Origin of the sequence: Pedobacter kyungheensis, assembly GCF_000812965.1 — a bacterium.
Taxonomy (GTDB): domain Bacteria; phylum Bacteroidota; class Bacteroidia; order Sphingobacteriales; family Sphingobacteriaceae; genus Pedobacter; species Pedobacter kyungheensis.
The window spans coordinates 1-14,160 of the sequence record NZ_JSYN01000002.1; the positions used below are offsets into that span (position 1 = coordinate 1).

General features: G+C 41.1%; 12 protein-coding genes. 10 read left to right on the forward strand and 2 right to left on the reverse strand.

Annotated elements, in window-relative coordinates; all coding sequences use genetic code 11:
* Positions 1 to 255: 255 nt before the first annotated feature.
* Positions 256 to 1,056: a type I methionyl aminopeptidase gene (map, locus tag OC25_RS00835; protein ID WP_039470778.1), complete on the reverse strand. Its 801-nt coding sequence runs from the start codon at positions 1,054 to 1,056 to the stop codon at positions 256 to 258.
* A 415-nt stretch (positions 1,057 to 1,471) separates the two neighbouring features.
* Between map and OC25_RS00840 the strand changes: the two genes are divergently transcribed.
* The 8 genes from OC25_RS00840 (at position 1,472) to OC25_RS00875 (ending at position 11,529) form a co-directional block, all read left to right on the forward strand.
* Positions 1,472 to 1,828, forward strand: a complete 357-nt coding sequence (locus tag OC25_RS00840) for a hypothetical protein (protein WP_156131357.1) — start codon at positions 1,472 to 1,474, stop codon at positions 1,826 to 1,828.
* 54 nt (positions 1,829 to 1,882) lie between these two features.
* Positions 1,883 to 2,278: a hypothetical protein gene (locus OC25_RS00845; protein ID WP_039470782.1), complete on the forward strand. Its 396-nt coding sequence runs from the start codon at positions 1,883 to 1,885 to the stop codon at positions 2,276 to 2,278.
* Between the two features lie 164 nt (positions 2,279 to 2,442).
* Positions 2,443 to 3,885, forward strand: a complete 1,443-nt coding sequence (locus tag OC25_RS00850; protein ID WP_052265866.1) for a hypothetical protein — start codon at positions 2,443 to 2,445, stop codon at positions 3,883 to 3,885.
* An 11-nt stretch (positions 3,886 to 3,896) separates the two neighbouring features.
* Entirely contained in the window at positions 3,897 to 5,264 is a 1,368-nt protein-coding gene (locus OC25_RS00855; RefSeq protein ID WP_039470784.1) for a M60 family metallopeptidase, read from the forward strand.
* 55 nt (positions 5,265 to 5,319) lie between these two features.
* On the forward strand, positions 5,320 to 6,708 hold the full coding sequence (locus OC25_RS00860) for an alpha-L-fucosidase (RefSeq protein ID WP_039470786.1): 1,389 nt from the start codon (positions 5,320 to 5,322) through the stop codon (positions 6,706 to 6,708).
* Positions 6,708 to 8,297 carry a beta-N-acetylhexosaminidase gene (locus tag OC25_RS00865; protein WP_039470788.1) on the forward strand — a complete coding sequence of 530 codons (1,590 nt, stop codon included), beginning with the start codon at positions 6,708 to 6,710 and terminating at the stop codon, positions 8,295 to 8,297. Before OC25_RS00860 ends, OC25_RS00865 begins: the two co-directional genes overlap by 1 nt.
* 16 nt (positions 8,298 to 8,313) lie before the next feature.
* A complete protein-coding gene (locus tag OC25_RS00870) occupies positions 8,314 to 9,816 on the forward strand; it encodes an alpha-L-fucosidase (RefSeq protein ID WP_245221832.1) in 1,503 nt (500 codons plus the stop codon).
* Between the two features lie 1,440 nt (positions 9,817 to 11,256).
* Positions 11,257 to 11,529 (forward strand): hypothetical protein, encoded by a 273-nt coding sequence (locus OC25_RS00875; protein ID WP_156131358.1) that lies wholly within the window; start codon positions 11,257 to 11,259, stop codon positions 11,527 to 11,529.
* 363 nt (positions 11,530 to 11,892) lie between these two features.
* On the opposite strand, the gene OC25_RS00880 is transcribed toward OC25_RS00875, so the two are convergent.
* Positions 11,893 to 12,675: an HAD-IIA family hydrolase gene (locus tag OC25_RS00880; protein WP_039470795.1), complete on the reverse strand. Its 783-nt coding sequence runs from the start codon at positions 12,673 to 12,675 to the stop codon at positions 11,893 to 11,895.
* A gap of 194 nt (positions 12,676 to 12,869) precedes the next feature.
* On the opposite strand from OC25_RS00880, the gene OC25_RS00885 reads away from it, so the two are divergent.
* Complete coding sequence (locus OC25_RS00885; protein ID WP_039470797.1) at positions 12,870 to 13,382, forward strand: hypothetical protein; 513 nt, start codon at positions 12,870 to 12,872, stop codon at positions 13,380 to 13,382.
* Between the two features lie 246 nt (positions 13,383 to 13,628).
* The gene (locus OC25_RS00890) at positions 13,629 to 14,156 is read left to right on the forward strand and encodes a hypothetical protein (protein ID WP_039470799.1); all 528 of its coding nucleotides are present in this window, start codon (positions 13,629 to 13,631) and stop codon (positions 14,154 to 14,156) included.
* Positions 14,157 to 14,160: the final 4 nt, after the last annotated feature.

Consider the following 14,160-nt stretch of genomic DNA (forward strand, 5'->3'; position numbering starts at 1 on the left):
GGCTTTTTCAGCCGACGAAGCCTGCCTGTAGCAGGCAGGCAATCTTGCAACGATGGCTAATAGCGAGCGTATTAAGATTGCTTCGTCGTTCCTCCTCGCAATGACGATTGTTTTATATATCTGTCAATGTTAGTTTGCCGAAGGATTAACCTTAATATATTTTGAGGTGTTTCGATTACTTGTCCCGATTTTCATCGGGAGGCTCAACATGACAATTCCTATAAGAACTTCGTGATCAGCACCACTATATATCTCTTAATAATAAGAAGTATTCAGGTTAACATTGGCTTTCTCCGCGGCTTCAATAATCGAATAATCAGAAAGGATTAATGCCTGGCCTTTTTTAACACAAACATCGTGTTCGAAATGAACCGAAGGTTTCCCATCGGCTGTACGGATAGCCCAGTTGTCTTTATCCAGAAATACATCTTTCGTACCCATGTTAATCATAGGTTCGATAGCCATTACCAGGTTTTCTTTTAACATGGTGCCACTGCCTTTACGACCGTAATTTGCAACTTGCGGGTCTTCGTGCATACTCTGGCCCAGGCCATGCCCAACCAGATCCCTCACTACGCCATAACCTTGTTTTTCGTTATAGTTTTGAATGGCAAAGCCAATATCGCCCAAACGTTTGCCCACCACGGCTTCTTTAATACCTTCGAATAACGATTCTTTTGTGGTTTTCACCAGTTTTAAAACTTCAGGACTTGCATCGCCAATTACAAAAGTGTAGGCATGATCACCGTGCCAGCCATTTTTAATGGTACCCACATCCACTGAAATGATATCGCCATCACGTAGCTCTTCTTTGCCCGGAATACCATGTACTACCACATCGTTAATCGAGGTGATAATATGTGCAGGAAAACCATTGTAGTTATAAAAAGAAGGAACAGCGCCATGATCTAAAATAAACTCATTGGCCATTTTATCTATTTCCAGTGTTTTCATACCGGCTTTTAAAACTTTAGCAACTTCTGTAAGGGTTTGGCTCACCAATAAGGCACTGATCTGCATCAGCTCTACCTGTTCGTTTGTTTTATATAAAATCATGTGCGGCAAAGTTAATAATATCATTTGGTGTTGCGAACCTTCGTGTTAAAACTTTACTCCGCCCTGAAACTGTGTGTTTCGACAGAGATTTCTGGAATTTTATCTACCTTTTAAAGAAACAGGCATTGCGTTTTGCTCAGTCATGATTGTCTCATTCAGCAACAGAAAGCGGTGAAATAAAGCGAAATTGATGGTTTTTCTACCTTTTTGTTTACAATTTTCATCTTTTTTAAGGCAATAATATTCCAGTTTTGATTTAACCAAATTAGAGCTAACCTATACCAATCTTATTGGACAAAACAAGCGTGGGCAGATCAGGAAAAAGGATGTATTTAATAACATTCAGATTAAGGTGCAGGTAAAGTTCGGGTTTCAGGCTGCTAAAACAGATAACCTAAATAAAAACTCAAAAATTATGAAAAAAACCTTAATGCTATTCGCCCTGATGCTGGCTTTTGTGGTAATTAAACCTGCCGCTACAAAAGCACAAACTCCTACACAAGAGTATTACCACGAAATTACCAACGAGCTGGGTACTTTTAAAATTTGGTTATTCATTACCGAAAATGATGGTATCGACCATGCTTATATTATGGATCCGGAATTTAATACCTGGCCGGTAACCATTAGCTGGAAAGTATATGCTGGTGGTTACGGTGTAAACAGTGCGCATGTAACAGAATTCAAAGGTTCATTTGGTGCCTACAACATCGAGTGGGCGGGTCCTTTTGAGCCGGAAGAGAATTATCTACCTGTGATCACGACCCCTTAATAATACCCGTATCGCCCTGTTTACACAATATCTTAATCAAAAAATAAATTAACCATGAAGAAAACTATAGTAATCTTTTCTCTTTTGCTAAGCTTTTTTGCAATCAATAGTCAGGTAAAAGCACAATGCGTTCAACCACCGGCACAGATTTTAACTACCGCTTACGATCAATCGCAGTATTATGTAACCGTTACCTTAAACCCAACAACGGGTGCGCAATCGGTGTTGATTGAAGATCCGGGCAATACAGCTAACAATGCATATGTAACGATCGACAGTACTTATGGCGGTTGTTCAATGTCTGCTTATGAGGTATATGGCTCGTTTATCATATTCGATATTCCTACCCAAAGTTATAAAAGATACAGCGTATCGTTAACCGCACAAACTGGTTTCGATGGTACTAATGCTGAACAGGGGATGTATACCATAGGAGCGTATTTTCAATAAAATAACAGTATAAAAAATAGATTAGTTTGAGTTAGTACCCAGCCTTACTGCTTGTTGGTCAATGCAGGCAGTAAACCGGTTGGGATGAGGGAGCACATTTTAAATCAAGATTAAAACTATGAATTAAAACAACTAAATAATCCATAACCTAAACCACTTAAACAATGAAAAACACCAAAAAAATTTGTCTGGCCCTGCTTTTAACTGCCTCTGGCGGCATGTTGATGAGCGGATGCAAAAAAGCGCCTGTTGCCGAACCACAAACAACAACGCTGGCAAAACCAAACACATTGGCACTAGGCTCGGGAACCACTCCGCCGAGTTTTGTTACCAATACCAAAAATTTAAACATTGTAATGTTTGTGCCAACCGATAATCCGGCGCTATCCGATTACAAAACCAGATTAACCGATTTAATGGTTCATTTTCAGAACTGGTTTCATACCGAAATGCAAAGGTATGGCTACGACAAGTACATGGGCTTGCCTAAAATTGACTCGACCGGGTTGGTGAGGTTTATTGAAATCCCGGCCGCTGGCCCGCAGGCAGATTACCCTTATTCTTCAAGTGTATCGGCAACTAAAATCCTGAACGAAATTGCCGCTTATAAAGCTACGCATGCTTCAGAATTTTCAAATTCGAGCCACACACTGATTCTATTACCCAACCGTACCGATGGTGGCGACCAGCCTTTTTACGGTTACGGCCGAAACTGTTTTGCGGTTGATAATGCAAATATGGCGGTAGATAAAATTCCTAATGCGAGCTCTAATTTACTGGGTGGCATGCTGCACGAACTGGGCCATGGTTTAAACTTACCGCATGACCATGCCAAATATGCTTCTGAGCAACCTACTTTAGGTACTTCCTTAATGGGATCGGGTAATGTAACCTTCAGTAAAGGCCAACCAACCTTTTTAACCGAAGTTGATGCCGCTATCTTAAACCGCAATGAGATTTTTCAAAATCCATTGCCAACTGAAACACCTTATGAAAGTGCTACCACTACCATTAATGCCAATGCAAGTTTCAACAGCACTACACAGGCCTTTAATTTAAGCGGAAGTTTTACCAGCAATAAAGAGGTAACCGATATTTTGGTTTATATGGACCCGAACGTAAATAACGAAGGAACCGGCACAAACAAAGATTATAATGCGGTAACCTGGAGGTTTGCGCCCGGAACCGGAAATACTATTGCCGGAAGTATTCCGCTAAGCGAACTTTACTACAAAACCAACGAGCCTTACGAGTTAAAAGCCAAACTCCTGCTAAAAAATGGAAACGTAATTACACAAACCTATTCTTTCTCATTTTTAAATGGCGTGCCGCAAATCGGGGCTAATGGTTCGGCTAAGTTCTGCCAGAACTCAAATTACGGCGGTTATGCCATATCATTACCTGTTGGTCAATATACAACTGCCGATTTAATCAGCCGTGGCATAAGCAATAATGATGTATCGTCTGTTAATTTGGGCTTAGGAGTGAAAGTGATTATGTACGATGGTGATAACTTTACCGGAAGCAGCATTGAGCTCACTTCTTCGAGTACTTACGTTTCGACCTTTAACGATAAGGCATCTTCTATTAAAGTAATCGCCCTCTAAACTAAGCCGATATGAAAAAGATATATCCCTTAAGCTTGCTTAGCTTCGCTTTTTTACTGTCGGTTACCGCTTGTAAAAAGCCAAATACAGAGACCGATAGCCAGACATTTTCGTTAAAGAACAAGGCTATGGCTTCTGGTCCGGTATCGGGCATGGTTGCGCCGCTAACACAAACCTATACCGAAAACGTAGGCAGCCAGGCTGTGGCAAACAGGTTAATCCAGTCTAACCACAACGAAATGCTATCAACCGGTTACTATGTTGCTGCTAACGATTCTATATACGTTACCGTTGCGCAGGTAAGCGGTTCCCGTTTGCCGCAGTTGGTATTGGGAACGCCATTCAGAGATAATGTTCGGCCGGTGCGTACTTATTACACGCTGCAAGTCGGCTTAAACAAAATTAAAGCTGATCAGTACGGCGGTATGGCCTGGGTAAAATATGTAAGCAGCGCAACGCCCGCTGCTTCTGCCAGTCTGAGTTTTGGCAAAGGTTTTAAACCTGTGCCTTATTTTAAGAAAAATGTAACCAGCCATGCCGATTGGTTAACCATGCTCGATAGTTTGAGTAATGTACCCGATGTTATTATCGAAACCGATCGTGCCCTGGTAGTTGCCCGTAGAGACGATGCCATTACCTACAAAACCGATGATCAGCAGTTGTTGAGCACCAAAATTGATCAGATTGTCGATGCAGAAGATGCTTTCAGTGGCATAGATGGTTCTACAAGCCTGCATACCAAAGGTCCATACAAATATCTCATTACCGTTAGAGATCCGGCAAATTCAGGCGATTACATGGCTGCGGGGATTGGTATTTTCTACATCCGTTCTTTAACTTACCGTATCCTGCAAAATACCAATGTAGGTGGCGTTTCCGGTTGGGGATTATGGCACGAAATCGGCCACATTCACCAGCAGGGGCCATGGACCTGGACGGGTTTGACCGAAGTGACGGTTAACTTGTATGCGATGGCTGCCGAACGTTATTTTGCGGTTACACCATCGCGCATGAACCGCGATGGCAAATGGACATCGGTTGATAATTATTTTGCCATTCCGCAGGCCAGCCGTAATTTTAATGGCACCGTTGCCAATGCCAACGATACACGCCTGGGTATGTTTTATCAGCTATGGCTGGCTTATGGCGATAGTTTTTATATTACCCTGCACAAGCAAACCCGTACCGAAAATCCTTCGCTAACAACTGATGCAGCTAAAATGCGTTATTTTATGTTGAAAGCCTGTAACATCAGTGGTAAGGATTTGAGCGACTTTTTTAAGAAATGGGGGCTACCCGTAACGCAGTCGGTTTATGATGAAATAACAGCCCTGGGATTACCGGCGCCGGCAACAGATTTGACTACATTAAGAGACTAAATTTTAATACCTTACACTCCGGGAGTATTTTCTTCCGGAGTGTAAAAAAATACGAATGAAAAAAATATCCCTGTTTACCTTACTGATTGCTGGCCTGGCCACAAAGCTGTTTGCGCAATCAGCACCTTTAGATCAGTTTAAAGCCGATAAGTTCGGTATGTTTCTGCATTGGGGGCTGTATGCCCAAACTGCCGGCGACTGGAAAAACCATGCGGTAAAAGGAGGTGAACATTTTATGCTGTACGAGCGTATTCCCGTAAACGAATATGCAACCATTGCCAACCAATTCAATCCGGTTAAATTCGATGCCGATGCCTGGGTAAAACAGGCTAAAGATGCCGGAATGAAATATGTTGTTTTTACTGCTAAACATCACGATGGCTTTGCCATGTACAATTCGGCCAGCAGCGATTACAATATCGTAAAACGTAGTCCGTTTAAACGCGATCCCATTGCCGAACTGGCCAAAGCCTGTAAAAAATACCAGCTCATGCTCTGTTTGTATTACTCGCTGGGCAGAGACTGGCAAGATCCCGATGTGCCGACCAACTGGCCTGTAAAAGCCGGTAGAAGTAACACCTGGGATTACCCGAACGAAGATGCCAAGGTATTTAACCGTTATTTCGAAAGAAAGGTTAAACCACAAATTACCGAACTCTTAAGCAATTACGGCCCTATTGGCGTGCTTTGGTTCGATACGCCAGAGTTAATCAGTAAAACCGAAAGTGCCGAACTGAAAGCACTGGTACATCAATTACAACCCAATTGTTTGGTTAATAACCGTATTGGGAATGGGCTGGGCGATTTTTCGATTTCAGAACAATCGTTAACGCCATCGTCTAAAAAAGCCTGGGAATCTTGCTTAACCATTGGCAAAAACTGGGGTTATAACCGGCACGACAGCACCTGGAAATCGCCCGAAGTATTGGTGCGCCACCTGGTAGAAGTGGTAGCCAATGGCGGTAACCTGTTATTAAACATTGGGCCTAAGGGTGATGGTACCTTTCCCGATTGGGCTACGGCCAGATTAAAAGCAATAGGTAGCTGGATGAAAATTAATCAGGAAGCCATTTATGGTACACAGCCCTGGCTTGTGGTTAAAGAAAGTAACACCACATCAGAAGAAAATACCAGCATTGAAGCCAGTAAAAGCGCTACCAAAGATGCTGTTTTTGATGGCACACCACAATCTGTTGCACCAGATGTATATTACACCGCGAAAGATAAACTGATTTATGTGTTTTTAAGGAGCTGGCAAACACCGCAGGTGGTATTGAAGCAAATTAATAACCAAAACACCGCTATAAAAGACATTAACCTATTGGGCAGTAAGAAGAAAATTAAATGGAGCAGCAGCAAACAGGAGTTGAAACTGGATTTACCTGCTGATTTTAAAGCCACAACCAATGTTCCGGTTTATGTATTAAAAATAACAACCAACTAATGAAATTACTTGTTCTGGCCCTATCGTTATTTACAACTGTTGTCTTTGCCCAGGCACCTGGCAACGTTATCCCTATGCCCGATAAATATGTTAAAGGCGAAGGTATTTTTGTGTTAAACAGTAACAGTACCATCAGCTATAACAATAATCAGTTAAAAACAATTGCCTACTATTTTCAAAATGAGCTGTTGAGTCAAAAAGGCATTACCATACAGCAGCAAGCTAAAGGTGCGAGCATTGCACTGGTGCTGAAACCAGGCACGAAAAATGCCGATTCGAGTGCTTACCAGCTGAGTGTAAAGCCTAACCAGGTTACCATTTCGGCAAGTCACCCGAACGGAGTTTTTTATGGTGTAATTTCATTATTGCAAATGGCGCTAACGGCTAAAAATAACCAGATTGAGGCTGCCGAAATTACTGATGCCGCTGCTTATGGCTGGCGTGGCTTAATGCTCGATGAATCGCGCCACTTTTTTGGTAAACAAAAGGTGAAATCGATTTTAAACTGGATGGCCTTTTACAAACTAAACACCTTCCACTGGCATTTAACCGATGAGCCCGGCTGGCGTTTAGAAATTAAGAAATATCCTAACCTGGCACTTATTGGCGGAATAGGCGATTTTTTAAATCCCGGTTTGCCAGCTCAGTTTTATACCCAGGCCGATATTAAAGAAATTGTAGCTTATGCTGCTGAACGCTATATTAAGGTAATCCCTGAGATAGATATGCCCGGTCATGCCACTGCTGCCAACAAGGCTTATCCCGAATATTCAGGCGGTGGTTCGGCAGGTCATCCCGAATTTACTTTTAACCCCGGTTTAGAAAAAACATACAGTTACCTAACCGATATCCTGAAAGAAACCAATGTGCTTTTCCCTGCCGGAATGATTCACCTCGGAGGAGATGAAGTGAGTTATGGCAATGAAAAATGGAAAAGCAATCCCGATATTTTAAAACTGCGCGAGCAGAAAAACCTTAAAAACGATATTGAAGTAGAACAATATTTCATGAAACGGATGGCCGATTCGCTTTACAACCTTCGTGCTAAAGCTATTTTTTGGGATGAAATGGTTGATGTGGGCGTACCCAGGGAAAAAACAATTATTTTCTGGTGGCGGCACGATAAACCAGGTCAGCTGCGTAGTGCATTAAATAAAGGCTATCAAACCGTGTTGTGCCCGCGCTTGCCGCTTTATTTCGATTTCGTGCAGGATAGTACCCATCAGTATGGTCGCAAATGGAACAAGTTGTATAATCCGGTTGAGCAGGTATACCAGTTCGATGCCCGTTCTTTTTCCAAAGATGCAAAAGAACAACCACTCATTTTAGGTATTCAGGCCGATCTTTGGACCGAAACCGTAGATGGTGATGCCCGTTTGGATTATCTGCTCTTTCCACGCATTGCGGCTTTAGCCGAAGCCGCCTGGACCAAAAACAATCGTAAAGATTTTGCCGCCTTTAGCAATAGCTTAAAGCCACATTTAACACTTTACGGTCAGGCAGGTTTGTACTATTACAATCCTTTAAAGCCCTTGCAAAACCCCGAATTACCTGTAAAAAGGAAGAAACCCTTAAATTATAAAGATTAAACACACAAAAATATACATGAAGAATACGTTAAGATGCGCATTAATTGCTGTTGCAGCAGTGGCTGGCATAAGCCAGGCAAATGCACAGTGGACAGGCCCAAAAAAGAAACGCGATACCCTGATTGAAGTGAAATATGGTTCGCTTACACCACGCAACCGTACCGATGCGGATATGCAGGCCTTTCGCAGTTATGGTTTAGGGCAGTTTATCCACTGGGGCATTTATTCTATTGCCGGTAACGAATGGAATGGCGTAAGTGCGAGGGGTGGGGCAGCAGCTTCAGAATGGATCCGCTCATGGGGTGGTCCAACTGCGCCTAAAGACTGGACCAAAACTTACGATAATTTATACAAACAGTTCAATCCTAAAAACTTTGATGCCAAACGCTGGGCTAAACAGGCTAAAGAAATGGGAGCGAAGTATGTAATTTTTACTACCAAGCACCATGATGGTTTTGCCCTTTGGCCAACCAAATATTCAGATTATAATGTTTCGGCTTCGCCTTATAAAAAAGATATTGTAAAGCAGATTGTAGACGCTTATACGGCCGAAGGTATAGATGTTTACCTGTATTTTTCGATTTTAGAATGGAACAATCCGAACTATATGGGTAAGGCTCCTCAAACAGATGAAGAAAAGGCCAGATTTGATAAATTTTTGCAATATACCCGCAATCAGCTCCTGGAACTGGAAAGCAATTATCCAAAAATTAAAGGCTTCTGGTTCGATGGTACCTGGGATGCATCATGGAAAAGTGCTTATCAGTTTACCTATAACTTAGAAAAAGAACTGCGCGAAAAACATCCGGGTTTAATTATCGGTTCCCGTTTCCGCAATGATGAGCATGGTTCGCGCCATTTCGATTCGAACGGTGTTATTTTGGGCGATTATGAGCAGGGATGGGAACGTAAGCTTCCTGCCGAATTTGAATGGTTAAACGGCAACGATTGGGATGCAGTGATGACTATTCCGCCAAATGGCTGGGGTTATATGAAAGATTGGTCGGGCATTTATACCAAAACTACCGACGATTTGCTCGATATGTTAATGCATTCGGTATCGATGAACGGTAATTTCGTATTAAACTTTGGTCCGGATGGTAACGGGAATATGCATCCCGAAGAAGATAAAATAGCCGCAGAAATAGGTAAATGGGTAAAAGAAAATGCCGAGGCCGTTTATGGGGTACGTCATGCCGCTTTAACGCCTTCCAAACTGGGCTATTTTACCCAAAAAGCAGATCAGCTGTATTTAACCATTTTCAATCAACCGGTAAATGGCATTGTGCGCATTGCTGTGCCTAAAAATGCTACACAGGTTCCGGGCAGTGCAGCACTGTTGGTTGGTGGAAAAAGTTTAACCTTAAAACAATCAGATATGGGTATCGACCTGGATAAGAATACTTATTATGATGTACTTCTTCCAAAAGATTTTCAACCCAGCCAGGCATTTGTAATCAAGATGAAATTGGTTGCGCCAAAAGCTAAAACAACGAAATTAATGGATGCCAAAATGTAATTGGTCATCTTCTTTTGATATGCTCAGTGAGCTGAAAACTTAATTAATGTAATTTAAATGGAGACAAAGTGGTAATATAATTTGGTTTATTAGGATATCCAATACAATTACCTGATACTGGACGTACGTAGGATTGGTGATCTAATGTGCAACAGTATAAACATTTTGATTAGTTAGTTAATAATTGCGTAGCGATGGATGTTGCTGCGCAATCTTTTTTTTATAGCCTGTTGTTCTTGCTTGCAAATAGGATAAAGGAGCATTGTGATTGTATTGCCATGCATTACAAATGCATATTTCGCTCATTCTTTTTTGCAAAGGAAGACGATTAAGAGGAAACCTAGCTTGCTGTTTAAATGTTTTATATGCTGATGACTGACCAATTGTCAGATGTAGGCTAACAATTCGATCTGTACACTGACCAATTGTCTGTATACATGCAGCAATTGACTTTGGTACGCTCGCAAACGGCAGTGGAAGCCATACATAGCGTACTGATAGGTTTACATTTGATGCTGGTGCGCTCGCAAACGACACTGGAAGCTAAACATAGCGCACTAATGGGGTTACAATTGATGCTGTTTAGCTCGCAAACGAGCATAGAAGGCAAACATAGTCTACTGGTGGGCTAACACTTGAACCCGCACTCATTATTGTCCTCGTTTGCAACGAGGATACATGAGATTAGCGATTGCATCGCTATATTAAAATACACAGTTCTCTCGTTCTCGTTATTCCAAAGGAATCACTTTGTGACAAACGAGAACTATTAAACAGTGTTGTTCTTTGTCGTACATGTCCGAAAACATCGCATCAACCAAAGGCAGGCTAAAACAGATGGGGTATTGGTCTTATCATAACCAATGCAACGGAATGGATAAGCATTATCAAACGCTAAGGCAAGGCATAATCACTACCATAAGCAGACACCCTGGATGATTTAACTTCTTCATCCTTTCTGAGAATTAATCCGGTCTTTCTGAATATAAAACTTATCATCGTGTTGTTGTCAACCTTAATAAGTTTATAAATATTCCTTTTCTTTTTAATAACCGCTTTCATAATTGATTAGTTTGCGAAAGTAATATCTGTCTAATTGTTAGCTTGTTAAGTTTATCGCAAATATAGAAACGAAAGTTATACCGAATTGCTAATTTATGTAAAATCTTATCATTATTGTCTTCGTTTGTAACGAGGATACATGAGATTAGCGATTGCATCGCTATATTAAAATGCAACTATTGATTTGTGATGTTATTAATATTCAATTAAAACTGGTAGCCTCCTTTTAACAATTTCGTAATCCTAATTAATTAAACCGGTAATAACAGCTTTTCATCTTTGTATTACATTTCTGAAAGTAGAAGCAATAGCAATTCAACGGGCTATTGTTTGGACATATAAGCAAGCTTTCCGGAGAGATAAATTAAGCGAAATATTATGAGACTGATTTCTTGCGCCGCTTTGTTAATGGTTATTCCGGCAGTAGCCTTACTGATGAAAGCAGAAGACTTTACCGCTAATAAACCGACTAATACAGATGCACCTCAGCTTAAAAATAACAGCAAAGTTTTAAGTGTAGCACACTTATCTGCAACACAGGCAACAGTAAAAGATGATGCCCCGAAAGATGCAGCGTTCAAAACCGATTGCAGTCCACGCTTTGATGGGAGTAGCTATTTCACAAACATTCCTTTGTTGACCAAGCCATAACTATTTGTTCATCTGTTCAATGGTTCATGAGCTATGTAACCATTAGGCTACCCATAACCAACCGTCATTTCGAGCGGCCCCGATAGCTATCGGGGGCAACGGAGTCGAGAAATCTGTCTTGATAGATTTCTCCGTTTCGCCACCCGAGAAAACCGGTTGGCTTCAGTCGAAATGACGATCCTATTAGTGGAGCCATCATTGATAAAGAGCAGGGCGGAGTCGAGAACCACACAGTACTCGACACAACTAAATCTAGCTATTTGATGCAAAAAATAATTCCTTCAGCTAAACTAAATCAACTGAAGGAATTACTTAAGGCCTCAACTCCAAACTCCAAACTCCCAACTCCAAACTCAGAACTAACTATTTGCCTTCCCACCAGTTGAGTGGAAACTGAATCTCATCAACCGAACTGGCAATCATATCAGGTTTAAAAGCATAATGCCCTAAGGTATCTTTGGTTGATATGCCCGAAAGCACCAAGATCGTTTTATAACCCATCTGCACACCGCCTTGGATATCCGTTTCCATCGTATCGCCAATCACGGTAGTTTCGCTGGTTTCCAGGCCTAAAAATTTACGTGCCGAACGCATCATTACCGGGCTTGGTTTACCCGTAACAAAAGCCTTCCTACCGGTAGCTTCTTCAATCATAGCGGTAGTTGCAGCAATCCCTAAATTATTCCAGCCCGGTTTTTTAGGTGAGGGATCGCGGTTGGTGGTAATAAATTTAGCTCCAGCCAGAATCATATCTACCGCACGTTGTACCATTTCGAGTGTGAAATTTCTTCCTTCGCCCAAAACCACAAACTCAGGATCGGTATTTACCAATGTAATACCATGATCGTGTAAACTGCTCAATAAACCACCCTCGCCCAAAACGTATGCTGTACCGTTAGGGCTTTGGTCAGAAAGAAATTTACCCGTAGCCATCGCGCTGGTATATACATGGCTTTCCTCAACCTTTATACCCAATCCTTTCAGTTTGCGTACCACTTCGAGTTGGGTTCGCTGACTGTTGTTGGTCATAAATGCAAAGGGAATATCTTCATCAATTAAATGTTTAATAAATTTATCTGCACCAAATATCAATGCCTCCCCGCTGTAAATCACCCCGTCCATATCTATCAATAAGCCTTGTTTCATGTTTTTTCGTCGATTTAATGTTCAGCTGCAAACATAATATTTTCTTGTTCAATCCAGGTTAAGAGAAAAGTATTTCAACAGTCAGATATTATTTTTATCCGGATACCATCTTATTAAATACGATATTGAAATCAATTTATAACAAGAGGTGTAGCGTTATATTGTGCGGTACCGTTTTAACAAAAAAATAAATTATGAAAAACGCTTTCAAAATAACCATTGCTTTTCTATTCCTTATTTGGGGCTTTTATGCTTGTAAAAAGAAATCCGAGATTACCATAGACGATCAAAATTTAACCGAATGCCTTCAGGGAAATTGCACATATGAATATGTTAATAATAGCATAATCGTTAATCAGCCGATGACAGTTATGCCAGGCCAGTACCGGGTTTTTTCGGCTAAGAAAGAGAATGGCTTTAGCACCACTACAATATACTTTCAGGCGCCAATGCAGGGAGATAGTTTTTTATTAACCGAAGCCGATATTCTTGCCGGGAAAGTAAAACATTTCTTTTCTTGTGCTAGTTGCGATTATTATAAATCAACTCCAATAGCTGGAACTGTTAAAGGAATTAAGGTAAAGCGTACAAATACAGCATCCGAAAAATGGTTGTTGGATGCCACTATTGTTTTAGCAGCCGAAAATTCTAAGATACCTGTAGATACCGTTTACATTAAGCAGTATTTTAATTTAGCAGTAAAATAAAAAACAACGCCTTAGTAATGATTAATCAATAAGCCTTGTTTCATGTTTTTTGTCGATTTAATATTTAGTTGCAAACTCCATATTTTCTTGTTCAATCTACGTTAAGCGCATGTGTTTGAAAGGGTTTATTTGATGTTTAAACCCCACTGAACCATTTTTTTGTACATTTAATTGATTTAACATAAACTTAATATAGCTGTTGTAGCGGATAGCCTGCTGCGCACGTCTAGGTAAGAAAACAAAATCATGAAAAACGCTTTCAAGACAACAGCTTTTATTTTATTGGTGTTAAGTACTTTAACGGCCTGCAAAAAGAAAACCGATACACCACTGGATTTTACCATTGATGAGCAAAATTTAACCGAATGCCCGCAGGGGGCGAGTTGCAGTTTTATGTATGCTGATAATGCAGCGATGAGTGGTGACAATTTAATTTTAACCAAAGGGCAATACCGCATATTTTGGGTAAGGAGCCAGGGCGATGGCCGTACTTATTGGCTTTACATGCAGGCGCCAATGCAAGGTGAGCGGTTTTCATTAACTGACGAGGATGTTAAAGCGGGTAAGGTAAAATATGTTTCGTATTGCCCGGCATGCTTCGGTATTGAGTTTAAAGCATTAAAAGGAACGGTTAAAGGGGCTAGGGTGGCCAAAACAAATGCTTCGCCAGAGAAATGGCTCATAGAAGCTACTGTCGGAATTGGTGCAGCAGGTGCAACAGAACCTGCATCAACTATTGCCATTAAACAGTATTATTTTTCGGCGACAGAATAACGTT

Bases quoted from the DNA above. Each gene is read 5' to 3' on its own strand.
- map (WP_039470778.1), bottom strand. From the start codon at position 1,056: ATGATTTTATATAAAACAAACGAACAGGTAGAGCTGATGCAGATCAGT.
- OC25_RS00840 (WP_156131357.1), top strand. From the start codon at position 1,472: ATGAAAAAAACCTTAATGCTATTCGCCCTGATGCTGGCTTTTGTGGTA.
- OC25_RS00845 (WP_039470782.1), top strand. From the start codon at position 1,883: ATGAAGAAAACTATAGTAATCTTTTCTCTTTTGCTAAGCTTTTTTGCA.
- OC25_RS00850 (WP_052265866.1), top strand. From the start codon at position 2,443: ATGAAAAACACCAAAAAAATTTGTCTGGCCCTGCTTTTAACTGCCTCT.
- OC25_RS00855 (WP_039470784.1), top strand. From the start codon at position 3,897: ATGAAAAAGATATATCCCTTAAGCTTGCTTAGCTTCGCTTTTTTACTG.
- OC25_RS00860 (WP_039470786.1), top strand. From the start codon at position 5,320: ATGAAAAAAATATCCCTGTTTACCTTACTGATTGCTGGCCTGGCCACA.
- OC25_RS00865 (WP_039470788.1), top strand. From the start codon at position 6,708: ATGAAATTACTTGTTCTGGCCCTATCGTTATTTACAACTGTTGTCTTT.
- OC25_RS00870 (WP_245221832.1), top strand. From the start codon at position 8,314: ATGAAGAATACGTTAAGATGCGCATTAATTGCTGTTGCAGCAGTGGCT.
- OC25_RS00875 (WP_156131358.1), top strand. From the start codon at position 11,257: ATGAGACTGATTTCTTGCGCCGCTTTGTTAATGGTTATTCCGGCAGTA.
- OC25_RS00880 (WP_039470795.1), bottom strand. From the start codon at position 12,675: ATGAAACAAGGCTTATTGATAGATATGGACGGGGTGATTTACAGCGGG.
- OC25_RS00885 (WP_039470797.1), top strand. From the start codon at position 12,870: ATGAAAAACGCTTTCAAAATAACCATTGCTTTTCTATTCCTTATTTGG.
- OC25_RS00890 (WP_039470799.1), top strand. From the start codon at position 13,629: ATGAAAAACGCTTTCAAGACAACAGCTTTTATTTTATTGGTGTTAAGT.